This window comes from Geobacillus sp. JS12 (genome assembly GCF_001592395.1).
Lineage (GTDB): Bacteria > Bacillota > Bacilli > Bacillales > Anoxybacillaceae > Geobacillus > Geobacillus zalihae.
The window spans coordinates 3,665,423-3,688,175 of sequence record NZ_CP014749.1 but is presented as its reverse complement, the minus strand read 5'-3'; the positions used below and the strand labels follow the sequence as shown (position 1 = coordinate 3,688,175).

At 55.1% G+C, this 22,753-nt stretch carries 20 protein-coding genes; 12 read left to right on the top strand and 8 right to left on the bottom strand.

The window, feature by feature from the left end; translation table 11 throughout:
• Positions 1–151 precede the first annotated feature (151 nt).
• The 5 genes from fdhF to A0V43_RS19590 all read left to right on the top strand — a co-directional run bounded on the left by fdhF (position 152) and on the right by A0V43_RS19590 (position 5,589).
• Positions 152–3,115: a formate dehydrogenase subunit alpha gene (gene fdhF / locus A0V43_RS18100; RefSeq protein ID WP_063193751.1), complete on the top strand. Its 2,964-nt coding sequence runs from the start codon at positions 152–154 to the stop codon at positions 3,113–3,115.
• Complete coding sequence (locus A0V43_RS18095) at positions 3,108–3,596, top strand: helical membrane plugin domain-containing protein (protein ID WP_063193750.1); 489 nt, start codon at positions 3,108–3,110, stop codon at positions 3,594–3,596. The genes fdhF and A0V43_RS18095 overlap by 8 nt, the downstream gene beginning before the upstream one ends.
• Positions 3,597–4,107: 511 nt before the next feature.
• Positions 4,108–5,091 carry a metal-dependent hydrolase gene (locus tag A0V43_RS18090; protein WP_015373967.1) on the top strand — a complete coding sequence of 328 codons (984 nt, stop codon included), beginning with the start codon at positions 4,108–4,110 and terminating at the stop codon, positions 5,089–5,091.
• A 107-nt stretch (positions 5,092–5,198) separates the two neighbouring features.
• A complete protein-coding gene (locus tag A0V43_RS18085) occupies positions 5,199–5,360 on the top strand; it encodes a small, acid-soluble spore protein K (protein WP_011229959.1) in 162 nt (53 codons plus the stop codon).
• 67 nt (positions 5,361–5,427) lie between these two features.
• Entirely contained in the window at positions 5,428–5,589 is a 162-nt protein-coding gene (locus A0V43_RS19590; RefSeq protein WP_011229958.1) for a YpzG family protein, read from the top strand.
• Positions 5,590–5,664: 75 nt separating this feature from the next.
• On the opposite strand, the gene A0V43_RS18080 is transcribed toward A0V43_RS19590, so the two are convergent.
• Positions 5,665–6,006: a YfhH family protein gene (locus A0V43_RS18080; RefSeq protein WP_011229957.1), complete on the bottom strand. Its 342-nt coding sequence runs from the start codon at positions 6,004–6,006 to the stop codon at positions 5,665–5,667.
• Between the two features lie 169 nt (positions 6,007–6,175).
• Complete coding sequence (gene recX, locus A0V43_RS18075) at positions 6,176–6,985, bottom strand: recombination regulator RecX (RefSeq protein WP_063193749.1); 810 nt, start codon at positions 6,983–6,985, stop codon at positions 6,176–6,178.
• Positions 6,986–7,078: 93 nt separating this feature from the next.
• Between recX and A0V43_RS18070 the strand changes: the two genes are divergently transcribed.
• The 4 genes from A0V43_RS18070 (at position 7,079) to A0V43_RS18060 (ending at position 9,477) form a co-directional block, all read left to right on the top strand.
• The gene (locus A0V43_RS18070; protein WP_128578069.1) at positions 7,079–8,086 is read left to right on the top strand and encodes a TIGR01777 family oxidoreductase; all 1,008 of its coding nucleotides are present in this window, start codon (positions 7,079–7,081) and stop codon (positions 8,084–8,086) included.
• A 153-nt stretch (positions 8,087–8,239) separates the two neighbouring features.
• Complete coding sequence (locus A0V43_RS18065) at positions 8,240–8,794, top strand: GNAT family N-acetyltransferase (RefSeq protein WP_063193748.1); 555 nt, start codon at positions 8,240–8,242, stop codon at positions 8,792–8,794.
• A 279-nt stretch (positions 8,795–9,073) separates the two neighbouring features.
• Positions 9,074–9,202 carry a YfhE family protein gene (locus tag A0V43_RS19585; protein WP_013146323.1) on the top strand — a complete coding sequence of 43 codons (129 nt, stop codon included), beginning with the start codon at positions 9,074–9,076 and terminating at the stop codon, positions 9,200–9,202.
• Positions 9,203–9,291: 89 nt separating this feature from the next.
• Complete coding sequence (locus tag A0V43_RS18060; protein ID WP_011229952.1) at positions 9,292–9,477, top strand: YfhD family protein; 186 nt, start codon at positions 9,292–9,294, stop codon at positions 9,475–9,477.
• A gap of 109 nt (positions 9,478–9,586) precedes the next feature.
• On the opposite strand, the gene A0V43_RS18055 is transcribed toward A0V43_RS18060, so the two are convergent.
• Positions 9,587–10,417 (bottom strand): glycosyltransferase family 8 protein, encoded by an 831-nt coding sequence (locus A0V43_RS18055; protein WP_063193747.1) that lies wholly within the window; start codon positions 10,415–10,417, stop codon positions 9,587–9,589.
• Between the two features lie 180 nt (positions 10,418–10,597).
• Between A0V43_RS18055 and A0V43_RS18050 the strand changes: the two genes are divergently transcribed.
• The 3 genes from A0V43_RS18050 (at position 10,598) to A0V43_RS18040 (ending at position 15,423) form a co-directional block, all read left to right on the top strand.
• Complete coding sequence (locus A0V43_RS18050) at positions 10,598–12,610, top strand: penicillin-binding transpeptidase domain-containing protein (RefSeq protein ID WP_063193746.1); 2,013 nt, start codon at positions 10,598–10,600, stop codon at positions 12,608–12,610.
• Positions 12,611–12,930: 320 nt separating this feature from the next.
• Positions 12,931–14,112, top strand: a complete 1,182-nt coding sequence (locus tag A0V43_RS18045; protein ID WP_015373961.1) for a CaiB/BaiF CoA transferase family protein — start codon at positions 12,931–12,933, stop codon at positions 14,110–14,112.
• A gap of 111 nt (positions 14,113–14,223) precedes the next feature.
• Positions 14,224–15,423, top strand: coding sequence for an acyl-CoA dehydrogenase family protein (locus A0V43_RS18040; protein WP_033009908.1), 1,200 nt, complete (start codon positions 14,224–14,226; stop codon positions 15,421–15,423).
• An 83-nt stretch (positions 15,424–15,506) separates the two neighbouring features.
• Here the strand turns inward: A0V43_RS18040 and A0V43_RS18035 are convergent, their stop codons facing one another.
• The 5 genes from A0V43_RS18035 to A0V43_RS18015 form a co-directional block, all read right to left on the bottom strand.
• Positions 15,507–15,824, bottom strand: coding sequence for a DUF3870 domain-containing protein (locus A0V43_RS18035; protein WP_033005473.1), 318 nt, complete (start codon positions 15,822–15,824; stop codon positions 15,507–15,509).
• Between the two features lie 150 nt (positions 15,825–15,974).
• Positions 15,975–18,599 carry a DUF2309 domain-containing protein gene (locus A0V43_RS18030; RefSeq protein WP_063193745.1) on the bottom strand — a complete coding sequence of 875 codons (2,625 nt, stop codon included), beginning with the start codon at positions 18,597–18,599 and terminating at the stop codon, positions 15,975–15,977.
• Complete coding sequence (locus tag A0V43_RS18025; RefSeq protein ID WP_063193744.1) at positions 18,592–20,094, bottom strand: NADH dehydrogenase subunit 5; 1,503 nt, start codon at positions 20,092–20,094, stop codon at positions 18,592–18,594. The genes A0V43_RS18030 and A0V43_RS18025 overlap by 8 nt, the downstream gene beginning before the upstream one ends.
• Positions 20,095–20,452: 358 nt before the next feature.
• Positions 20,453–20,821 (bottom strand): Na-translocating system protein MpsC family protein, encoded by a 369-nt coding sequence (locus A0V43_RS18020; RefSeq protein ID WP_063193743.1) that lies wholly within the window; start codon positions 20,819–20,821, stop codon positions 20,453–20,455.
• A 158-nt stretch (positions 20,822–20,979) separates the two neighbouring features.
• Positions 20,980–22,686: an ABC-ATPase domain-containing protein gene (locus tag A0V43_RS18015; protein WP_063193742.1), complete on the bottom strand. Its 1,707-nt coding sequence runs from the start codon at positions 22,684–22,686 to the stop codon at positions 20,980–20,982.
• Positions 22,687–22,753 lie beyond the last annotated feature (67 nt).

Genomic DNA, 22,753 nt, shown 5'->3' with positions numbered 1-22,753 from the left:
AGGCAAGAAGCGGCCTTGTTATTTTTCTACTAAATATAAAAAGTTTGGATTGGTTGTTTAGTATCGTTATGCTAAAGAACTACTCCACCCGCGATGAAGCATTCGTCTCGTCGCTGGTGGAGTTTTTTATTTTAACAAAGGGGGAGCGATGATGGGAGCGCAAATGGTGACGGTAACCATCAACGGGCGTACCTACCACGCCAAGCCAGGGATGACCATTTTAGAAGTCGTCAATGAACACGGTCTTCCGCATCCGCAAGTTTGTTATACGCCGGAGCTTGGCGCCATTCAGACATGCGACACGTGCATCGCTGAAGTCAATGGAACGCTGCTTCGTGCCTGTGCGACGTCGGTTGCGGACGGCATGACCGTCGAGCTCGGCTCGCCGCGGGCAAAGGCAGCGCAAAAAGAAGCGATGGACCGCCTGTTGGAGAACCATCTCCTCTACTGTACGGTGTGCGACAACAACAACGGCAACTGCAAGCTGCACAACACGGCGGAAATGATGCAAATTGAACATCAAACATACCCGTACCGGCCGAAAGTCGACCCGTCCGAGGTGGACATGTCGCATCCGTTCTACCGCTACGACCCGAATCAATGCATCGCCTGCGGGCAATGCGTGGAAGCGTGCCAAAACTTGCAAGTGAATGAGACGCTGTCCATTGACTGGAGCGCCGAGCGGCCGCGCGTCGTCTGGGACGGCGGCGTGCCGATCAACGAGTCGTCATGCGTCAGCTGCGGGCATTGCGTCACTGTCTGTCCGTGCAACGCGTTAATGGAAAAATCGATGCTCGGCGAGGCCGGATTTATGACGGGGCTGGACAAAGACGTGCTCAATCCGATGATCGATTTCGTCAAAGAAGTGGAGCCGAATTACACCGCCATTTTCGCCGTTTCCGAAATTGAAGCCGCCATGCGCGAACAACGGATCAAAAAGACGAAAACGGTTTGCACGTTCTGTGGCGTCGGCTGTTCGTTTGAAGTGTGGACGAAAGGGCGGAAAATTTTAAAAATCCAGCCGGTATCCGAAGCGCCGGTCAACGCCATTTCGACATGCGTCAAAGGGAAATTCGGCTGGGATTTCGTCAACAGCCAAGAGCGCCTGACGAAACCGCTCATCCGCAAAGGCGACGTCTTCGTCGAGTCGACATGGGACGAAGCGCTCGACCTCGTTGCCGAAAAATTGGGCGCGATCAAGCGGCAATACGGCGGCAACGCCATCGGGTTTATTTCATCGTCAAAAATTTCCAACGAAGAAAACTATTTAATGCAAAAACTGGCACGCCAAGTATTTGAAACGAACAACGTCGACAACTGTTCACGCTACTGCCAGTCGCCGGCGACGGACGGCCTGTTCCGCACGGTCGGCATGGGCGGCGATTCCGGCACGATTCATGACATCGCTTCAGCCGGCCTTGTCATCATCATCGGCGCCAACCCAGCGGAAGGGCACCCGGTCATCGCCACCCGCGTCAAACGGGCGCATAAACTGTTTGGGCAAAAACTCATTGTCGCGGACTTGCGCCGCAATGAAATGGCCGAGCGGGCTGACCTGTTCATCCGCCCAAAACAAGGCACCGACCAAGTATGGCTGATGGCCGTGACGAAATACATCATCGACCAAGGCTGGCACGATGAGGCATTCATTCGCGAGCGCGTCCATTTCTTTGAAGAGTTTAAACAATTGCTGGAAAAATATACGCTTGATTATGCCGAACAAGTCACCGGCGTCGCCAAAGCCGACCTCATCCGCATCGCCGAAATGATCCATGAGGCGGACGGCACGTGCGTCCTTTGGGGCATGGGGGTCACGCAAAACACGGGCGGCAGCGATACATCGGCGGCGATTTCCAACTTGCTTTTGGCAACCGGCAACTACGGCCGTCCGGGGGCGGGCGCGTTCCCATTGCGCGGCCATAACAACGTCCAAGGCGCCTGCGACATGGGTTCGCTTCCTGCCTGGCTGCCTGGCTACCAACATGTCACCGATGATGAGGCGCGAGCGAAGTTTGAAAAAGCGTACGGCGTCCGCATCGATGCGAAACCAGGCCTTGACAACATCCAAATGCTCGAAGCGGCCGAGCGCGGCGAACTGAAAGCGATGTACATCGTCGGCGAAGACATGGCGCTCGTCGACTGCAACGCCAACCACGTGCAAGAGACGTTGGCGAAACTTGATTTTGTCGTCGTCCAAGACATTTTCTTATCCAAAACAGCGCAATTTGCGGATGTCATCTTGCCAGCGGCGCCGAACTTGGAGAAAGAAGGAACATTCACGAATACCGAGCGCCGCATCCAACGGTTTTATCAAGCGCTGCAGCCTCTTGGCGACTCCAAGCCAGACTGGTGGATCATTCAAGAAATCGCGAAGCGGCTTGGCGCCGATTGGCATTACGCCGGTCCGAAAGAAATCATGGATGAAATCGCCAGCCTCGCTCCACTGTACTCACAAGCGCATTACGACCGGCTCGAGGGCTGGAACAGCCTTTGCTGGGGCAGCTATGATGGCGCCGATACGCCGCTGTTGTACAAAGAGCGGTTCAACTTCCCGGACGGCAAAGCCCGCTTTGCGTTAGCCGATTGGGTCGAACCGGTGCAATATCCAAAAGAGTACGATTTGCTTGTGAACAACGGCCGATTGCTCGAACATTTCCATGAAGGAAACTTGACGTACAAATCCAAAGGCATCGAGCATAAATTCCCAGAAGTGTTTGTCGAAGTATCCCCTGAACTCGCCAAAGAACGCGGCATTGAAGATGGGGCGCTCGTTCGGCTCATCTCGCCGTACGGCCGCGTCAAAGTGCGCGTGCTCGTCACCGATCGAGTCAGAGGCAATGAACTGTTCTTGCCGATGCACTCCACAGCCAATGAGAGCGCCATTAACATGCTGACCGGCCCGCAAACCGACCATCGCACGAACACGCCGGCTTACAAACAAGCCCGCGTGCGCATGGAAGTCATTGAACGGTCCGGCAAGACGCCGCTGCCGCGCACAAATCCGCGCTTTAAAAAGCGGCATCCGCAAAACGGCGTCGAGGTGGAGCGGAAGTGGCGGCGAAGCGACTACGTGCCGCTCACCGAGGAAAACAAGGGGGTGACGATCGGTGGCTAAGCCGATTACCACCATTCAAAAGCGCCAAATGACGGAGGAAGAAAAACGAACTGAAGCGCTGGCCAAGCTAAAAGCCGCTGTCGGCGACAGTGAAGAGGCGGTCCGCGAGCTCTTGGAGTTCATCGAGCAGCTCCATGAAAGCGGCCTGCTTGAAGCGGCCAACGCCTTGTTAAAAGCGCGGGAAGACGTGGCGAAAATCGTCGTCGGCCAGCTCAACCAAAAACCGGTGACAACGATGATCAACCATGCGTTCGCCATAGCTGGCCTTGCTGCTTCACTTGATCCGGAGAAAACGGCGAAACTGCTTGGGCACATCGCCGCCGGCGCGCTGGAGGCGTACGAACAAAACTCCGCCGAAACAAAAAAAATCGGGTTGTTTGATTTGCTTAAAGCGCTCAATGACCCGGACATCAACCGCGCGATCCGCTTTTTCCTGTCCGCTCTCAAAGCGATCGGCAAACGGTTCAGAAATGACGGCTAATCGATCGGCTGGCAGAGAAAAGGACAGTTGACCAATGAGCCGCCAAAAGAACGGATGGTGAACCGATCTTCCATCAAAATGGAATGCTCCCACTTACACCTATATAGACGTTGAAGTGGGGAGCTTCTCGGTTCGAGATGATCAACAAAACGTCCCGCCTCATGCGGGGCGCTTTTCGTTTTTGGTTGAAGCGCTTCCCTTTTCGTCTGACGAACGGCTTGCTTCCTGTTTCTTTTTCTCACTCCACTGTCTATCAATCGTTTCCTTTTTTGAATCTTTGTGAAATTGGTCGTTCCGCCTCTCGCCAACGATTGTCGCCCTATGATACACTAGCCATAACCTTGTTTGTCTCTCGCCTCCTTTCGGCCAATGCCTCAAACGGTTATTGGCTGAACACAAGGTGGGGCATACTAATAGTTGCATGAAAAAGAAAGATGTGCTCCGGCCGAGAGACAACAGACAGTTTCCATCCGAACATGCAACGATGCTGCAAGAAGGAGGCGCCTTCACGTTGGATACAGGCACACATGTTTTGATGGGGGTGGCGCTCGGCAGTCTTGCTTCACTTGACCCTGCGATCGCCCACGATCCGCTCTTATCCCACGCTGTGTTGATCGGCGCGCTCGCTGGCTCGCAAGCGCCGGATATCGACACGATTTTCAAATTGCGCAACAACGCCCAATATATTCGCAACCATCGCGGCATCACCCATTCGATTCCCGCCGTCGTTCTTTGGCCGCTGCTCATCGTCAGCGTGATGGCCGCCATCTATCCGAAAACGGATTGGCTTCGCGTTTGGCTTTGGACGTTTGTTGCCGTCGCCTTGCACGTATTTGTTGACATTTTTAACTCTTACGGAACCCAGGCGTTGCGCCCGTTTACAAAAAAATGGATCGCCCTTGGCGTGATTCATACGTTTGATCCGGTCATTTTTGGGCTTCATTTGGTTGGCGTCGGCGGCTTGTTTCTCGGCGCCCATCCCGGTTATACGTTTCTTGTCGTCTACGTGCTTATCGCTGCGTATTATGGGCTTCGCTTCCGCCAGCAGGCCAACATCAAACGGCTCGTGCACGCCTCGATCGCCGGGGTGACCGAGATCATCACCGTACCGACATGGCGGCCGCGCGAATGGCATTTAGCCATTTCAACCTGCGACGAATTTTACGTCGCCCGCGTCAAACGCGGCGAGCTCATCATCCTTGACCGCTTCCAAAAGCGTGCGCTTCCCGACCATCCGGTGATGAACGCCGCCAAACGCGACGAAAATATCGCCGCTTTCTTATCTTTTTCCCCGGTTTACCGTTGGGAAATGAACGAATACGATGATTACTATGAAGTGCGCTTTACTGATTTACGCTATCGAAGCAAAGGGTATTACCCGTTTGTCGCTGTCGTCCAGCTCGACCGCGATCTCAATATTGTCAGCTCATACACCGGCTGGATTTTCAGCGAAGGCAAACTGCGCAAAAAGCTCGAACTTGCTCCAAACGGCTGATGGGCTCCGCCCCAATCATTGCCACACATAAGCGCTACAGGGTGTCCCATAATAAAAATACGTGTTGGCCATCCAACACGAGCACGCCGTTAAGGAGGGAATGTGCCGTGCGGAACAAAGCGCACAACTTCCCGAACCAAAACAACAACAAGCTCGAAGGCGAACCGCGCGCCAAGGCCGAGTACGCCTCGAAGCGGGCCGACGGCACGACCAACACCCACCCGCAAGAACGGATGCGCGCCTCCGGCGAACGAAGCGATTTCTTTTAACATGAAGGGGGAGCACGGCATCGTTCGCCGCACTCCCCCGGCACATTCCGCAGCGAGGTGAACAATCATGGGTCACCATCGGCACAAGAAATTTTATGACAACTTTTATTCGAACCCGTTTCAGCAGCCGTGGGCCAATCCAAAACACGCCCACTCGCAAGTGAACGGCGAAACGCAGCAAACGCTTGACCTCATCATTTTAGAGCGGCAGACGCGCAAGCAGTCGTAGCGGAACAACCTAGGGAGACACCCTCCCTAGGTTTTTAGGCTCTCTTTCCGTCCGACTGTGAACTTGTCCCGCCCGTCATGATTGAGGCAAATTCGGTTTACGAAGCAGTGAAATCGGCAGCGCCTCCTCCTCTCCGTTTCCTTTCAACCGCCATCCCCAGGCAAACACTCCTTTTAAATAGCGCACTTTAAAATACTCTCCGGGCGCCCCTTCAATTTCATAAATCTCCCCAGGATGAAAATCAGCTGGATTAAGCATATACGCCTTCGCCATGGCGATTTTCCGCTCGTAGACGGCGTATTCGTTCACCATCCCCATCTGCTCCGCCTTGCGTGCCTTTTCCGTCAACATGGCGATTTCTTGTTGCAGTTCTTCTTTCGTCATTTCGCTGTACCGTTTTTGTTCTCCTTTAATCATAGGCAAGCCTCCTTTTTGAGCATTCCGGATGGATCGTTTTCATCCACATGGAACTCGGCAAAAGGCTCAGAACATCTCTTGATTTATGGAACTGGAACGATTTTGTGATCAACATTCAACGACAAAACTGATAATATCCCCTAATCTTTTCAAATCCTTTCATTCGAGATCACTCGTCATTACCGTGCATGCGCAGCCATTCATTGATCAAGTCAAGTGCGAATCCTTTTCGGTACAGGGCTTGGCGCATCTTTTGCTCATAAAGCGGCCGCGGGTGGTGCGCATAACGGCGGTGCGCTTTCTCCGCCTGAACACGGAGCGCCTCCCGTTCTTCTTGTTCAGTATGAGCGTTGCCATCCGCCAAAACGGCGGCAATCACCTCATGCGGAAACCCTTTGCGCATCAGCTGCTGCCGCACCCGTTCCAAAAACGCGCGAGCCGATTCAGCCCGGCGCTGTTTTTTCGCTTTTTCGTAAAGCGAGCGGGCGATGGCCACCTGTTCATCCAACGTATACTCCGCCAAACTCTGCTCGATCAAGCGGCCCAAAACACCGAGCCGTTCCAGTTCGGCACGGATGAGAAGCGGCCCTTTCGCCGCCGTCTTTTTTTGCGTGCGCACATAAGCCGCCGCAAACGCCTCGTCATCGACATACCGCTCGGCGCGAAGTTTTTTGAGCACTTCATCAATCACCGAATCCGGAGCGCCTTTTTTTCGCAAGTGTGCGGCGACCTCATGCTCCGAACGCATCCGGTGCGCCAAAAAGTAAAGCGCCTGTTGATACGTCTTTTTCACCTCATCGGCATACACAATATGTTGAAGCAGGTCGTCGCTGATCTCCATCCCTTTTTTCAAGCGGAATTGAAGCAATACATCTTGATCAACTGTCAATCTCAACGACGGTGCGCCGTCACGGTGCACGACAATCCAAAATCGTTCAGCATTTTGTTCGGTTGCGACAATGTCGGCAATCGTTCCCATTGTTTGTCCCCCTTATCTTTTATCGTATCATAAGCAGGAACTTCTGACACCAAAAGCGAAGTCATAATATAAACCAATGGAAGGGGAATCAAGATGCGCATCGCCATCAACGGCGGCACTGGGCTGATCGGCCAGGCGCTCGCCCGCCATTTTTCCAAGCAAGGACATGAGATCTACATTTTTACCCGCTCTCCCAAACCTTCCGAAGGCAGCATTCATTACCTTTCCTTCGACAACCACCGAAAGCCTGAAGTTGTCGATGTCGCCATTAATTTAGCCGGGGAGCCGCTCAATCGAAAACGTTGGACGGCAAGGCAAAAAGAGATGATTGTTAACAGCCGCCTCCAGGCAACGGAGGCAATGGTGAACTACATTCGCTCGCTGTCCGAACGGCCTATCTTATTCATCAATGCCAGCGCCGTCGGCATTTACGGCATCTCGGACTCCGTGACATTTACGGAACAAACAACCGATTACGGCAGCGATTTTCTCGCTAAGACCGTTCAGGCGTGGGAAGCAGCAGCGAGCCCCATCGAACAGCTCGGCATCCGCACCGTCTACGCCCGGTTTGGCGTCGTCTTCGCCCGCCACGGCGGCGCCTTGCCGATGATGATCATGCCATATCGTTTGTTTGCGGGCGGCCGGGTCGGCAGCGGACGGCAATGGCTGTCATGGATTCATCTTGAAGATGTCGTGCGCGCGGCCTCGTATATCATCGAACACGAGGAATTGTCCGGCCCGATCAATTTCACCGCGCCCGATCCAGTGCAAATGGACGAGTTCGGCCGCATAGTCTCCCGCCTGCTTCGCCGCCGGCACTGGCTTCCGGTTCCCGCCTGGGCGCTTCGCCTTCTCCTTGGCGAAATGAGCATGCTCGTTGCCGAAGGACAGCGCGTCATTCCGGAAAAGCTGCTGCAAGCCGGCTTCCGCTTTTCGTTTCCAACGTTGGAAAGCTGTCTCACCGATTTGCTTTTGCCCCATGACGGACAAAAAATATCCAAAAAAATTAACAAAAAAACAATTCCCTTTTCGCCTCCGATCGTGTATGATAAAGGAGACCTTAGGCTAGTTGTCGTCATAATCGCATACGGGCTGAGATAAGGGGAAGGCAAATGGTGCGCCACCAGCGCTCGCGCTGGTCCTAGTGGGTTCGATTCCCACCCCGAAATTTTTTTAATGAAGTTTTAATAAAAAAATTTCGAGGGTGGGTTCCCGCTGGGAGGCTGCCCTCGGCATCCAAAGGAGGGATTGGCCATGTTGAAAAAACGCGAGCTGCAAGACTGCCATGCGCTGTACGAGCTGATGGTGCATCCGGACGTCTTCCCTTTCGTGCGCCAAAAAGCCAGCTCGTACGAAGAGTTTTTATTCATGACAAAACAGCTCATCGAGGCGGAAGAACGTGGCGAATTGATTTCACGCACGATTTTGGACGAATGGGGAAACCCGATCGGCACAATCAGCCTCTTTGATATCCAAGATGGCGCCGGCTTTTTAGGCACGTGGCTCGGCAAGCCGTATCACGGGCTCGGTTACAATCGGCGCGCCAAAGAAGCGTTTTTCCATGAGCTGTTTTATGAGCTGTCGATCGAAACCGTGTTTTTGCGCATTCGCAAAGTCAACGTCCGCTCGATCAAAGCGGCGGAAAAACTGCCGTACGTCACGCCGGCCAATGAAACGCGGCGGACGTTGCTCGAGCAAATCGGCGCGGATGTATACAATTTGTACGAAATTACAAAAGACAACTACACGCTGTATACAATGCGCCATCCTTCCTTTGCCCACAATGAAGAACAGCGCAAAGAGGCATAAGCCGCGGGAGAGCGCATCTGATGCAAAAAGAGGCTGTCCAAACGGACATCCTCTTTTTTACAGATTCGCGAACGAGAAAGCCCACGCTCTTTAGGCGTGGGATGAAAGTGAGCCGTTTTCTTCATATGGAAATGGCATCCTGTCATTGCTACAAGGAGGAGGACGCGAACGACCCAAGAATCCCACGGCTTTAGCCGTGTGGAGTGTCAAGCATAAAAACGGCTGATTTTGCGCAAAATGGAACTAAAGGAATATGGATGCAAAGCGAGGGAACAAGCGATGGCGGAAAAACGAAAACGCGAAAAAGCGAAGCATACGCTGACAAGCGCCCAAGAAGTAAGCTATGCCCGCGATTTTAAAATGGCGGACCAAGCGGGCGGCTATACGGCCAAAAAGGCGCGCCACTAGAAACGATTGCTATTTATACGCTGGCGCCGTCCATGCCATCCTAATGATTGAATCGTACGATTCACACTTCTCTATAGGGGGCATGGATGATGGGCCGTTCTCGCGGACAACGAACACGCGACAAAAACAAGGCGACTTTGCCGCAAGTGCCGAAACAGCTGAAATCTGACGGCATCGATGTGGAATACTCGGCAGAATTTGCCGACCATGAAGACCTTGAAGCACAGGCACGCGCTGCGGCAGCCGGCATCCGCCGGCAAGAGCGCAAACAGTAATCGAACATGGCGCCCGCTTTGATGGGGCGCCTTTTTCCTGTGAACCGCTTCCGCTTCGCTTTGCTTGGAGTGAGAGACTTTCTTTGTTCAACGCGTCTCTCAAGCCACGCTACACCGTCGCCTCGCCCTCGAGCTCCAACACTTGGCTGTACCGTTTGTAAAACCGCCCCAACTCCCCTTTGTAATGGTCTTTCCACGGTTTTTCCTTGCCGCAATAATGGATAAAAACGGTGTTTTCCTCAATCCAAGCTAAATCGTGTTTCGGGTTGGGCAAAAGCTGCAAAAAGTCATAATAGCGTGCGTCGTAGTTGTAGCGGTAGCAGTCGACCGGTTTAATTTTGTCCCAGTACAACCCGTTTAAGACGTCTTGGTCAGGAAGAACAAGCTTGAACCGGTTGTCGCGAATGAACTGGTAAATGTCCGCAAGCCGCACGTGTTCGCGCATCATCGCAATGTTCATCATCATCACACCCGTGTTGAAATAGCCTTTCGCGTTCGGCGTTTTCAAGCGAAGTTTGTTGAACAAATTGGCCACTTTGGTCGAATGCGTATGCTCGGCGGCGATAAACCAGTTCCCCTCAAAGTCCATCTCATACAGCTCATCGATCGGATTGATGGCGACAATGTCCGGATCCAAGTACAGCACCCGGTCGACATCGGGCGGAAGAAACAAATGCGCCGCCAGCCGGTAGTACATCTCGGCCGTATAGTGGCGAAACACCGGAGCGTCATGAAACAGCTGCGGGTCGACATAAATTGGCACCAGTTCATGCCCTTGCTTGCGAACGAAATCACTAAGCGCCCGGATCTCCTCCTCCGCAATGCGCGAATAAAGCAAATAAAATGTAAACGGGCGCCGGTTATTGCAAAATAACGAATGCATGAGCACTTTCAGCGGTGGAAGATAATTGGCGTCTGCCGTCACTAAAATGCGGAACATGCACCATCACTTCCTTTGCTTCATCGTTTCCCCTTTCTCTACAATTATATCTGAACGCAGGCAAATGTTGCCCCCTTTTGGCCTTGGACAGCAATGTTTTCCTATCATCCTTTTCGTTGGATCATATTTCCTGTCCATGATATAGTGGAAAGAGAACAGAAAAAGGGGGATTGGAAACATATGGGGAATGTTCGTTGGGTGTTGGCTCTCATTTCGTTTTTAGCAATCACACTTTTCTCCTGCAGCAAACCGCCATCGCCGCACGATGCATTAAAAACGTACACCTCCTACTGGACGAAACAGCAATTTGCGAAAATGTACGACATGCTCTCAGAAGAAACGAAAAAAACAGTCGGCAAAGAGCAATTTGTTGACCGCTATAAAAAAATTTACGGCGACATCCAGGTGTCTCACTTATCCGTTGCCCCAGTCCCTGTTCAAACTGATAAAAAAGACGGTGACAAAACGGAAATCTCCTTGCCGTTTTCCGTAAAAATGGACACAGTCGCCGGGCCCGTGCAGTTTCGCCACGAGGCAAAGCTTGTCAAAGAACAATCCAATGACAAAGAACAATGGCGCATAAAGTGGGATCCGTCTTATATTTTCCCACAGCTTGGCCCCAATGACAAAGTGCGGCTGAACATCACGCCGGGAAAACGGGGAGAAATTATCGACCGCAACGGCCAGCCGCTTGCCATGAACGGTACGGCATATGAGATCGGAGTAATTCCAGGGCAAATGGGCGACAATGCGGAAACCATCAAACAGAAGCTTGCCTCGCTGCTTGGCGTTTCGCCCGAAATAATTACAGAAAAGCTAAACGCGCCTTGGGTGCGTCCCGATTATTTCGTACCGATTCAAAAGGTGTCGAAAACTGATAAGCGGGTTGAGGAAGCTCGCCGCATCCAAGCCGTCGCCGTTAAAGAAACGCCCGAACGGGAATATCCGCTTGGCGCAGCAGCCGCTCATTTAGTCGGGTATGTGGGCACGATCACGAAAGAAGAATGGGAGGCAAAGAAAGATGAAGGCTACTCACCAACCTCCCGGATTGGGAAACGCGGTCTTGAGGAGCTTTGGGAAGGGCGACTGCGCGCCCATGACGGAGTCCGCCTTTATATCGAAAAAGCGGACGGATCGACCGTGACCATCGCAGAAACAAAGCCGAGAGACGGCGAAACGATTGCGATAACGATTGACGCCAAAGTCCAGCAGGCCATTTACCGCGAAATGAAAGGTCGCGCCGGCACAGCGGCGGCCATCCATCCGCAAACGGGAGAAATTTTGGCACTTGTCAGTTCCCCGTCGTTTGATCCAAACCGGTTCGTGCTCGGCCTTTCATCATCGGAATACGCAAAATGGCAAAATGACCCGCTCCGCCCGCTCGTTAACCGCTTTGCTGCGACCTATGCACCGGGATCAGCCATCAAACCAATTATTGCCGCCATCGCTCTTGAACAAGGCGCCATCACGCCAAAAGAAACAAAAACGATTCACGGCCGACGTTGGCAGCCGGATCGTTCATGGGGCAACTATTTCATCACCCGCGTCCACGATGGACCGGAGCGCGTCGACCTGACCAAAGCCCTTGTTTACTCTGATAATATCTACTTTGCCATGGCCGGCCTCGAGCTCGGCCCGGAACGGATGGAGTCCGGCCTTCGCTCATTCGGGTTTGGAGAAAAGCCACCATTTCCGTACCCAATTCCGGCGTCGCGTTTTTCCAATAGCGGGAGCTTGAAAACGGGACCACAACTGGCCGATACTGCCTATGGACAAGGGGAAATGCAAATGAGCATTCTTCACCTTGCCGCTGCCTACACCCCGTTTGTAACGGGAGGTGATTTGCTTCAACCGGTGCTCGAAAAAGGCCAACCGAAAACCGTCTGGAAACAAGGCGTCATCTCCAGCCAGACAGCCGCCATCGTCGCCGGCGATTTAGTCCGTGTTGTCGCTGATCCGAACGGAACGGCTCATGATGCTTACATCAAATCTATTCCGCTTGCCGGCAAAACCGGGACCGCCGAGCTGAAGCAGGAAAAAGGAACACAAGGAAAGGAAAATGGTTTGTTCGTTGCCTACCCGGCCGACCGCCGTGATCTGTTGCTTGCCCTGTTGATCGAAGGGGTGGAAAACGACGGCGGCAGCCGCTACGCCGTCAACGCAGCGAAGCGCATCTTTACTTCCCTCCGCTAGCCGATTAAGGCTGGCGGATGTTTTTTATACAAGTTAGATTATTTACAATTATCAAACAATATTTTATAATAAATGTATCGAGTCGTCTCCTGCCCGCTTCACCGCCCGGCAGATCAGACGGCTGGCATCACTGTTCATTGACTTCGCTATCCGTCACGGCAGCATTCATCGCTATGTTTGCCTTCCATATTATTGAAAAAGAACTGTGCGGCCTGACGGCATTTCCGCGCCGGAATGCCTTCTCAGTCCGTTCAAGCCGGTTCCTGTCTTTACCTTGCCTGGGAACCGGCTTTTTGCATGTCAGGAAAGGGGGGAAACGAATGGCGGGAGCGCTTGATGGCGTGCGCGTCCTTGACTTGTCGCGCGTATTGGCGGGCCCGTATGCGACGATGATTTTAGGCGATTTAGGGGCCGATGTCATCAAAATCGAAGCGCCGGGCGGGTCGGACGACACCCGGTTTTGGGGGCCGCCGTTCCAAAATGGGATGAGCGCCTACTACACGGCCGTCAACCGCAACAAGCGAAGTGTAACCGTCGATCTAAAAACAGAACAAGGGCGGGAAACCGTTCGCCGTCTGGCGGAGACAGCCGATGTCGTCATCCACAATTTCAAAACCGGGACGATGGACAAATGGGGGCTTGACTATGAAGCGCTGTCCCGCCTCAACCCGCGCCTCATCTACTGCTCGATCACCGGGTTCGGCGAAACCGGTCCGCTCGCTTCGCTTCCCGGCTACGACTACATCATTCAGGCGATGAGCGGCTGGATGAGCATCAACGGCACCGCGGACACCGGCCCGCTCAAAGTGGGAGTGGCCGTCACCGACGTGTTTACAGGGTTGTATGCGGCCATCGCCGTCGAAGCGGCGCTTTTGGCTCGTGAAAAAACGGGGCGCGGACAAAAAATTGATTTATCGCTCTTTGACTGCGCTGTCAGTGCATTGGTGAATGTGGCGGCGAACTACTTAATGTCAGGTGACATTCCGCAGCCGCTTGGCAATGAGCATCCGAACATCGTTCCGTATTCAACGTACGAGGCAAGCGACGGTCCGATCGTCATCGCCGTCGGCAATGACCGGCAATTTCAGGCGCTTTGCTCGCTATTGTCCGACCGCTCGATCGGGTCTGACCCGCGTTTTCAGACAAACCCAGGCCGCGTCGCCCATCGGGACGAACTAAACCGGCGGCTGAATGAAGAAATCAAGCGGCGGACGCGCGCCGAATGGCAGCGCCTTCTCGCTGAAAAAGGGATCCCGTGCGGCCCGGTGCAAACGATGGACGAACTGTTTCGCCATCCGCAAACCGACGCGCGTCATATGACGGTCACCATGCACCACCCAACCGTCGGTCCGCTGAAACTTGTCGCCAGCCCGCTCAAGCTGTCTGGGACACCGGTCTCCTACCGGCTGCCGCCGCCGCTCGCCGGCGAACATAACAACGAAGCCGAAACCAGGTGGCAAAACGATCCAGAAGCCGAAGGCAACGATAACGAATCGCCATAACCAACGCGAAGACAAAGTTTCTGGAAACGGCCGGCTGAACGCCCGCCAGTGCACTGGCATGCAATGGCAACCGCCTTTACACAACAACGGATGCATAGGGGGATGGAAACGATGATGAACTTCGACTTTACACCGGAACAAGAAATGCTCCGGCAAACGGTGCGCAAATTCGTCGACAAAGAGATCATGCCGTATATCAAAGAATGGGACGAACGCGGCGAATTCGACCGCAACATTTTCAAACGGCTCGCCGAGCTCAATTTAATGGGAGTGTGCATCCCGGAAGAATACGGCGGCATGGGCATGGACTACAACTCGCTCGCCATCGTCTGCGAAGAGCTTGAGCGCGGCGATACGGCGTTTCGCACCGCCGTGTCGGTCCACACCGGACTCAATAGCCTCACTCTTTTGCAATGGGGAACTGAGGAACAAAAACAAAAATACCTTATCCCGCAAGCCCGCGGGGAAAAAATCGGCGCGTTCGGCCTCACTGAACCAAACGCCGGCTCGGACGTCGCTTCGATCCAGACGACCGCTGTCCGCGATGGCGATGACTATATTTTAAACGGACAAAAAACGTGGATTTCCCTCTCTGATATCGCTGACCACTTCCTTGTGTTCGCCTATACGGACAAATCGAAAAAACATCGCGGTATTTCCGCCTTTATCGTCGAACGGACGATGCCCGGCTTTTCGTCGCGCCCGATCAAAGGGAAGCTTGGCATTCGTTCCGGAAACACTGGCGAGCTGTTTTTCGACAACGTCCGCGTCCCGAAAGAAAACTTGCTCGGGGAAGAAGGCGAAGGATTCAAAATCGCCATGTCCGCGCTTGACAACGGCCGTTTCACCGTCGCCGCCGGCGCCGTCGGCCTCATTATGGCGTGCTTGGAAGCCAGCGTCAAATACTGCCATGAACGAAAAACGTTCGGCAAAGAAATCGGCCGCCATCAGCTCGTCCAGCAAATGATCGCCCGTATGGAAGCCGGCCTGCAAATCAGCCGCCTGCTCGTGTACAAAGTCGGCTTTTTGAAAAACGAAGGCCGCCGCTGCACGCGGGAAACATCGCTCGCCAAATGGATCGCCTGCGATTACGCCAACAAAGCGGCTGACGATGCGGTCCAAATCCACGGCGCCTACGGCTACTCGAACGAATATCCGGTCGAGCGCTACTTGCGCAATTCGAAAGCGCCGGTCATTTACGAAGGAACACGGGAAATTCATACGATCATGCAGGCCGAATATGTGCTCGGTTACCGCCAAGACAAACCGTTGCGCAAAACGCTGCCGGCATGGCGGCCAGCTGAAAACTGAATCACGAACGAAATCATGGGGGCCAAACCGCTGAGCCGCACCAAAACGCCGCTGCCCCCATCAACCGATGAGGGGGCAGCGGCTTATGGCTCTTTCTCCTCCATTTTGCAATATTGTTTGTACAAATCTTTCAGCGCCGCGCACAGAGCAGAATGGGCTTTCCCTAAATACCCTTCGTCAAGCTCCGCCAACAGCTCGTCAATGCCGTCGCGCAGTGAATGGCCGCGCAGCAGCCGGGCGACATAATCGCGCCCGTGTTCAGTAGCCAGTGTGCATGATGCCTCCACGATCACCCCGTACTTTTTATCAATTTCCGCCGTAATCGTCAGCGTATCGTAAAGGCTTTTGGCCGCCATTCCGGCCGGCAGCCGCGCATGGCCGGCGATAAACTGCGTTTTCATCCGCTTTCCCTCTTTCCTCGTCTTTCTTGTTGCTGTTATACCAACTATTATCTTGTTTCGCGGCGTACATCCATTTTCCCTGCCTCGTTTGGCAGGCAGCAAAAAAAGCCGCCCGCCAAGCAAACTCGGCAAGCGGCAAATCGTTGCTTTTTAGTGTTGCTGCATTGACGCAAGACGGCCTGCCTCCCAGTTCACCCACGCCCCGCTGTCTGGGTCAATCGAGGCGAGACGGAGCCAACCGTTTTGCACTTTGCGACGAAACTCTTCATTTCTGTCGAGCAGCTGCTCGATATAATAGGACGGCGCTTCGATGATGACAAGCAACCGAAGCGGAGCATGAAACAGTTCGCGATCGGACGCGGCGACCGACTGCCATGGCAAGCCGGCTAACAAGTCGCTCCCGTTCCCTTGCATGACGCCGATGCCGCCGGTCACCGTCTGGGTCGTTTTATCGCCGCTCCCGTAGTAGTGCGGTGCGACTGTTGAAGCGTAATATTGCAAGTTAATCCATTGTCCGACGGTCGCCGGCCCGGCGATAATGCCGGCGAGCGCCTCACCGGTCGGATCTTCGCGCCAATCGTAGCTATGCAAAAACACCTGGCCGTTTAAGTCCTTTCCTTTTGTCAACTTGCGGCGGCCGATCAAGAACGCAGCGTTCCGGGCCAATCCCCATTCTGGACGGATCTCGCTCCAATCAACGGCGCGCCGTTGCGCTTCCGCCACCGGATCGCGCGGCGTCTGTCCGACATGGGGGAGCTTTGCCATCCGCTCAGCGTTCGCACGGCGGCTCGCTTCGCCAAGCGCCTGCTTCAGCTGTCGAAACGCCGCCTCAGCCGCTGCGGGCAACGGCGGCACATCAAGCCAGCGGACTTCATCGACGGTCGTAATATGTTCCGCAGCGACAAACACCGTTTCATCCGGAATGTTGATCCCTTCAGCCGCCAGTCCAGCGCGCACTTCCGGCAAGTTGGCCAACGCGGCGAATACGCGGGCGTTGAACGCCCCGGCCGCACCGCCGCACGCCCCGCAATCGAGCGCCGAAGCGTACGGGTTGTTGGCCGTCTCGCTTTCATGGCCGCAAACAACCACAAGCGGAGCGAACGAAGACGTCAAGCCAATGTTGACGAGCAGCTGCTTCACGTATTGCACTTGTTCCTCGGTTGTAAAGCCGATCGGCAGTCCAGACGATTCATCCTTTCCATGGCGGTGGAGCGACAAGTCCGTCTTCGGCTTATGTTCGGCTGCCGCTTCCGCCTGGCGGACGACCCGGCCAGCCCAAGCCGGCGCGGCGCTGCGGGCGAAGGTATGAAGGCCGAGCCATGGTCCGCTCATTTCCGGAAGCAATAAGCCGGCCAACATATGCTGTTTGATCTTTTTAAACGTCTGGCCGACAAAGCGGAATGCATCGCGCCGGCGACGGTACGGACGCGCCGCTTCCAAAGCGGCGGTTTCGTTGATTTCATGCTGCGGCGCGACGATCGCCGGGCATGACGGGTGAGCGTCATCGCTGTCAAGTGCGCGCGTTTGAATCGGCAAGCCGAAAAAGCCGGCGCAGCCATACGTTTCAAACGGTCCGGCCGCTTCCAAATGGCGGCGGAACGGCTCGGAACGGACGTCGATGCAAAACAATAGCTGCGCCGCCGCCTTCTTCGTCTCATCCATCGGCTGATGCGCCAATACCGCTTCTTTCAATTTCGCTTCATACGTATCTTCCCACGCTTCAAGCCAAAGATGACACCGGTCAATTCGCCAAAACCGATCGATAAACGCCAACCGGGCGCGCTGCTCTTTGCCGGACAGGTTCCGCCAGTCTTCCAGCGTCATCCCTCCCCAATGCAGCCAAGCGGCCAACAGTGAAAGAGCAGCGCCGATGTCCGCATGATCCTCCCGTTCAAGCGGCAAATATGGCGCCACAAGCGTCCATTCAAGCGACAGACGGACCGCCAAATAGTCAATCAATCCCCGCAATTCGTCGCCCGTCCGGCGCGACTGCCATACAACCATGCCAGCCCAGCCGGGCAACGCCAACAAATGCGCCTCCAAGTAAGCGGCGGTCTCTTCCTCCTGTACGCCAAGCTTCATCAACGCTTGACGCAGCGCCTCTTCCCCGTCGTGCGGCCAATCGGCAAGCCGCTTCCGTTCCTCTTTCGAGAGCGCCGGGTCGGCGGCGATGAGCCGGCGCCATGCTCCGTAAAACCCCAGCTCACGATGTGGAAGCGCCCATGGCGCCGTGTTCGAACCATAAAACAGTTTGCACCATTTGACGGTTTGTTGGTCAAGGCGTTGGCTTACGCCATGCAACGCGGCGCCCGCCGTCCGAACAGCCGCCGGACGCCATGCCGCCGCATGCGCCAGCTCCGCCAGTTCCGGCAGACGAAGCGCCTCGTTGGGCACCGTCTCATTCCAAAGGAGGGCGCGGCACATTCGCTCTGCTTCTTGGCGCCGCACCGGGAGCGGCTTGTTGTCAAGCCAACGCTGCAGCCGCCGCTCGACGAATACAAGGTCAATCTCCCCTTTTGCCATCGCCGCATGGAAAACCGCCATCGGCGGATACAAATCAATTCCATGCGCCTGCTGCAGGCGGTCGGCTGCATCGGCAAACGTCTGCTCTTCAAGCCCCATCCACGGATGGCGGGCGATAAAGGCGGAAATCGGCCAAAGCGGCGCAACCGCCTTTGCCGCTTCGCTGACAAGCATAGCAAGCGGGCGGGCTTCTGCGCCGGTGGGCTTCGATTCCCCCGTTAGCCGTTCAAGCGGCATTGCACTTTTACTCATGAGCCATTCCCTCCTTCAGATAGGATGCCAAATAACGGGGATGCGCCTCCATAGCCGCTGGGCGCGGCTCCCCGAGATGAACGAGATGCATATACACCCGAACGGCAAGCGCCGATGTGCGCCGGTTTACCAGCCAGGCAGCGGTCAATGCCGCCATCGCAAACAAGACGCCTACTGTCCATTCAAACGCGGCAGGCGGCACAAAAACCGTCGCTTCCCCCTGGCCGAGCAGCGTCAAAAACTGATGGCGCACCGTTTCCGAACCAAACGCCAACACAGCCACCGCCGCCAGGCCCATCCAGCGGCCTTCGCGGAAATCGGCTAGCCGTCCCCAAGCGACCGCCGCCGAGGCCCCAAGCAAAAGCGCGCTCAGCAGGCGGGCCTGTTCATTCGGGGAAGCGAACCAAAAAGACACCCCAAGCAGCACGCCAAGGAGAAGACCTCCCTGCCATGACCCGCTTCCTCGTTGGAATCCCGGCCGGCCGATCCTCGGAACAACCGAACCGGACTGCAGAAAAAGCGTCGCTTTAAACAGCCCGTGCAGCACCAAATGCACGACCGCCGCCCCGTAGGCGCCGAGGGCGCATTGCACAAGCATAACTCCCATTTGCGCCATCGTGGACGCGACCAGCTGGCGTTTATAGTCCGCCTGCACCAAACTAATGCCCATACCAATCAAAATCGAGCAAAAGGAGATCACAAACAATGCGATATGCGCCCCCGTCCCGCTAAAGAGCGGGGAAAAGCGCCAAAGCAACAGCCCGCCGGCATTGACGAGCCCCGCATGCATCACCGCCGACACCGGCGTCGGCGTCACCGCCGATTCCATCAGCCAACGATGGAACGGCCATTGTCCAGCCGGGATAATGGCGGCCAAAATAAGCAGTCCGTTCATCACCGCCTTCTCCCAGGCGTCTAGGCGGGCAAGGCGCTCCGCCGACAGCGCAGAAGCAAGCTGCCATTCGCCGGCCGCCGTTCCGAGCCAGACGGCAGCGATGACGACGGCCAGCCAACTCAGGCTGAACACGACCGCCATTTGCCGGGCGACAAACTGCGCCGGCCTCCATTCTTTTTTCAATGCCGTTAACGCCACAAGGCCCATCAATGGAAGCCCCCAGCAGACGGCAACGAGGCGCATGTCGCCGCTTGCCCATGTCAGAGAAGCGGCCGACACCGTCCACGTCAACAAGGAAAAATAGCGCCGGTAAGCGCGGTCGCCATGCAAATAGCGAACGGCAAACCGTTGAATCGCCCAACTGAGAAGTGAAATATAGACGGCCACCAACCAACTGACCGCATCAAACCGCCACGGCCCGGCCTCTGCGTTGCCGGCGCCGATCCATCCGGCGGCAGCCGCCGCTCCCGGAAGAAGCAACAGCCAGACGTGCACATGCACATACCGCTCCGGCATGCGCGGATGCAGCCATGCGGCTGCGCTGATGAAAACGATGGCCACTGCGGCGAGCCATCCCCATATGAACCAGTGTGCTGCCATCACATTCTCCTCCCCTCGTCCTTTGTCTTCGTTCGGGAGAAAAAAGAAAAAACCGGCTATGTCAATCAGGCAACGCGACCAAAAAGGCCGCACCATTGCCTATAGATTGCCCATAGCCGGTTTACCTTCAACCAATCGTGAGGCGATTGTTTGAAGATCTCCCGCTGTGCAACAGACACCGGTCGGTTTCCCTTCAACGAACTTACACTGGCGTAAGTTTTTTGAAGGGCTCCCGACATGCTGTCCTTTATGTTTATCCTATACTTACTATACAAAAGTTGTTTCAATTATACAATAACTTTATGAAAAAATGCCTTCTTCGTCCGGAGCGCCGTTTTATGGCGATGCGGGCGAACATTTAGCTCGTCAGCTGTTTTTCTAAATCGTTGAACAGCTTAAAGACGATCACCCGCTCGCCCGTTCGGGTGCTTAAATCCGTATGGAAGCTCTTCACCTTCTCGCCGGTGATTTCAAAAATCATTTCTTTCAAGTCATCGACTCCAGACTCCACTAAACTCGTCCGCGACCGCTTCACCGATAACATTCCTTCTTTTGATTCGCAAAGCGCGTACTCGGCGGGCGTCAGGATGCCGTGCAAAGAAACGATGATCATATCGCGCAAAATATCGGTTTTCACCGATACCGAACCGCGGCCAAGAAAATCTTTTTCCCATTTTGTCAATGCTTTGCTGATTTCCGATTCAATCGAACCTTTTGATTTGCCCATGCCTCGATCCCCCTTCAGCCAAACCGCGGCCTCCCCGCCGCCAGCCGTTTCATTGCACTGATAAACATAATTATAACGATAATCGAAAGGGGACGCTAGACAAAATCAACGGAAACGAAAAGCGAAAGCGGGTTCAATCCGCTTCCGCCCGCAATGGTTCAGCATTGGCGGCAACGGAGCGTCCGCAGCCGATTGAGCGCCGCCGCCAGCTCGAATCGGCGCGGGCGGGCAAGTTCACCCGGATGCCCTTTTCGGAACGAAACGGAGCCCAAGCCTTGGCGATCCCATTGTTCTTCGATCGCATCGAGCAGTTGGCGGACGGTTTTCTTTCCGTCGAACCATCCTTTTCGTTCCATATACAGCAGCGCCGCGGCAATCGCCCGCGTTTGGCTGTCATCGACCAGCTGCTCAAGCGCATAAAGCAATAGATCGGTTTGCCCGTATTGAATGACGTGCCGTCCGCGCGCGACCGCTTTTTCTTTTTTTCCTTTTTGGCTGTTTAAACTCCCAGGCAGCGGAATGCGCTCGCGAATGCGGCCGAACGACTCGCCGCCTTCCGCTTTCCGTCCCGACGGCATCTGCAAGGCGATTTGTTTTGCCTCCCCGGTCACATCAAACGGGACGTACTGCTCCATTTTGATCACGCAATCCGCGATGTCCAAGTAATCCCCCAACCCGCCGACGACAAGAACCGTCGAAATGCCGTAATCGTGAAATAGTTGACGCGCCTTGTCGATATACGGCGTGATTGGTTCGGCTTCTTTCGCCACGAGCGCCTGCATGCGCGCATCGCGGATGAGCAAATTCGTCGCGCTCGTATCTTCGTCAATCAAAAACGCCGATGCCCCGGCTTCAATCATTTCGATCATGCTCGCGGCCTGTGAGGTGCTGCCGCTCGCGTTTTCCGTCGAAAACTGCGTTGTCTCTTTGCCGTACGGCAACGCGCCAATGAGCGGCGAAATGTCAACACTGGCGACGCTCCGGCCGTCTTCGGCGCGAATTTTCACCGCCCCGCTGTCGGTGATGACAAACTCCCGCCCGTCGCCGGCGATATGGTCATACACGCCGTGCTCTAACGCCTGAAGCAGCGTCGATTTGCCGTGATACCCGCCGCCGACAATAAGCGTAATGCCTTTTCGGATGCCCATGCCTTTGATCGGTTCAGCGCGATGCGGAACGGGGATCGCGATCTCCAGCTCCGGCGGGCTTTGAAACGGCACCGCTCCACGTTGCAGCGGCTTGTCGCTCACTCCGCTCTCCCGCGGCAAAACCGCGCCGTTTTTGACAAACGCCACCAAACCATGCTCGCGCAAATAACGGCGAATGGCGTGCTGCTGATCGGCCAGCTCCACCGCCGGGCGGATGTCTTCTTCCCGAAGGCCGTACACCGCTCGCTCAATGACGGATGGAATTTGCTCGAAAAAGATGGCCTCGGCTTCTTTCGCCAAAATGCGCCGTCCATTCGCCGGCAAACCGACCGATAAACAAACCGTAATCGTCTCGTCAGCCACTTGCACCGCCGTCCGCTCGAGCACTTTTTGCCCCGGCGCATCAATCAAGACGAGCCCGCTTTTTCCCGATCCACGCACCCGCAGCGGCCATTGCCGCAATGCATGATGGATACGGCGCGCTAGCACATCTTCACAGCGGACGCGCCGCGGTTTCGTATTCGTCCACTCCGCTGCCAACGCCGTTTTCACCCGCGGCACGATCACCCGCACCTTGGACGGCTCAGCGAACGGATCGCCCTGCACGTGGTCAATCGCGAGCGTAAACAGTGGAAACGAATACGTCCCTTCGATCGTTTTATACGCTTTATATCCCTTTTGATCAATGGATCGCAGCCGTTGTCTGAGCGTTTCCATGAAACCAGCTCCTTTTCCTCTTCATTCGTTGCCTCAACATACCCGAGTATGGCAAGACAACCTGTAT

Coding starts and splice junctions, on each gene's coding strand:
- fdhF (WP_063193751.1), top strand. CDS start 152: ATGGGAGCGCAAATGGTGACGGTAACCATCAACGGGCGTACCTACCAC.
- A0V43_RS19590 (WP_011229958.1), top strand. CDS start 5,428: ATGGGTCACCATCGGCACAAGAAATTTTATGACAACTTTTATTCGAAC.
- A0V43_RS18080 (WP_011229957.1), bottom strand. CDS start 6,006: ATGATTAAAGGAGAACAAAAACGGTACAGCGAAATGACGAAAGAAGAA.
- recX (WP_063193749.1), bottom strand. CDS start 6,985: ATGGGAACGATTGCCGACATTGTCGCAACCGAACAAAATGCTGAACGA.
- A0V43_RS18070 (WP_128578069.1), top strand. CDS start 7,079: ATGCGCATCGCCATCAACGGCGGCACTGGGCTGATCGGCCAGGCGCTC.
- A0V43_RS18065 (WP_063193748.1), top strand. CDS start 8,240: ATGTTGAAAAAACGCGAGCTGCAAGACTGCCATGCGCTGTACGAGCTG.
- A0V43_RS19585 (WP_013146323.1), top strand. CDS start 9,074: ATGGCGGAAAAACGAAAACGCGAAAAAGCGAAGCATACGCTGACAAGC.
- A0V43_RS18060 (WP_011229952.1), top strand. CDS start 9,292: ATGGGCCGTTCTCGCGGACAACGAACACGCGACAAAAACAAGGCGACT.
- A0V43_RS18055 (WP_063193747.1), bottom strand. CDS start 10,417: ATGTTCCGCATTTTAGTGACGGCAGACGCCAATTATCTTCCACCGCTG.
- A0V43_RS18050 (WP_063193746.1), top strand. CDS start 10,598: ATGGGGAATGTTCGTTGGGTGTTGGCTCTCATTTCGTTTTTAGCAATC.
- A0V43_RS18045 (WP_015373961.1), top strand. CDS start 12,931: ATGGCGGGAGCGCTTGATGGCGTGCGCGTCCTTGACTTGTCGCGCGTA.
- A0V43_RS18040 (WP_033009908.1), top strand. CDS start 14,224: ATGATGAACTTCGACTTTACACCGGAACAAGAAATGCTCCGGCAAACG.
- A0V43_RS18035 (WP_033005473.1), bottom strand. CDS start 15,824: ATGAAAACGCAGTTTATCGCCGGCCATGCGCGGCTGCCGGCCGGAATG.
- A0V43_RS18030 (WP_063193745.1), bottom strand. CDS start 18,599: ATGAGTAAAAGTGCAATGCCGCTTGAACGGCTAACGGGGGAATCGAAG.
- A0V43_RS18025 (WP_063193744.1), bottom strand. CDS start 20,094: ATGGCAGCACACTGGTTCATATGGGGATGGCTCGCCGCAGTGGCCATC.
- A0V43_RS18020 (WP_063193743.1), bottom strand. CDS start 20,821: ATGGGCAAATCAAAAGGTTCGATTGAATCGGAAATCAGCAAAGCATTG.
- A0V43_RS18015 (WP_063193742.1), bottom strand. CDS start 22,686: ATGGAAACGCTCAGACAACGGCTGCGATCCATTGATCAAAAGGGATAT.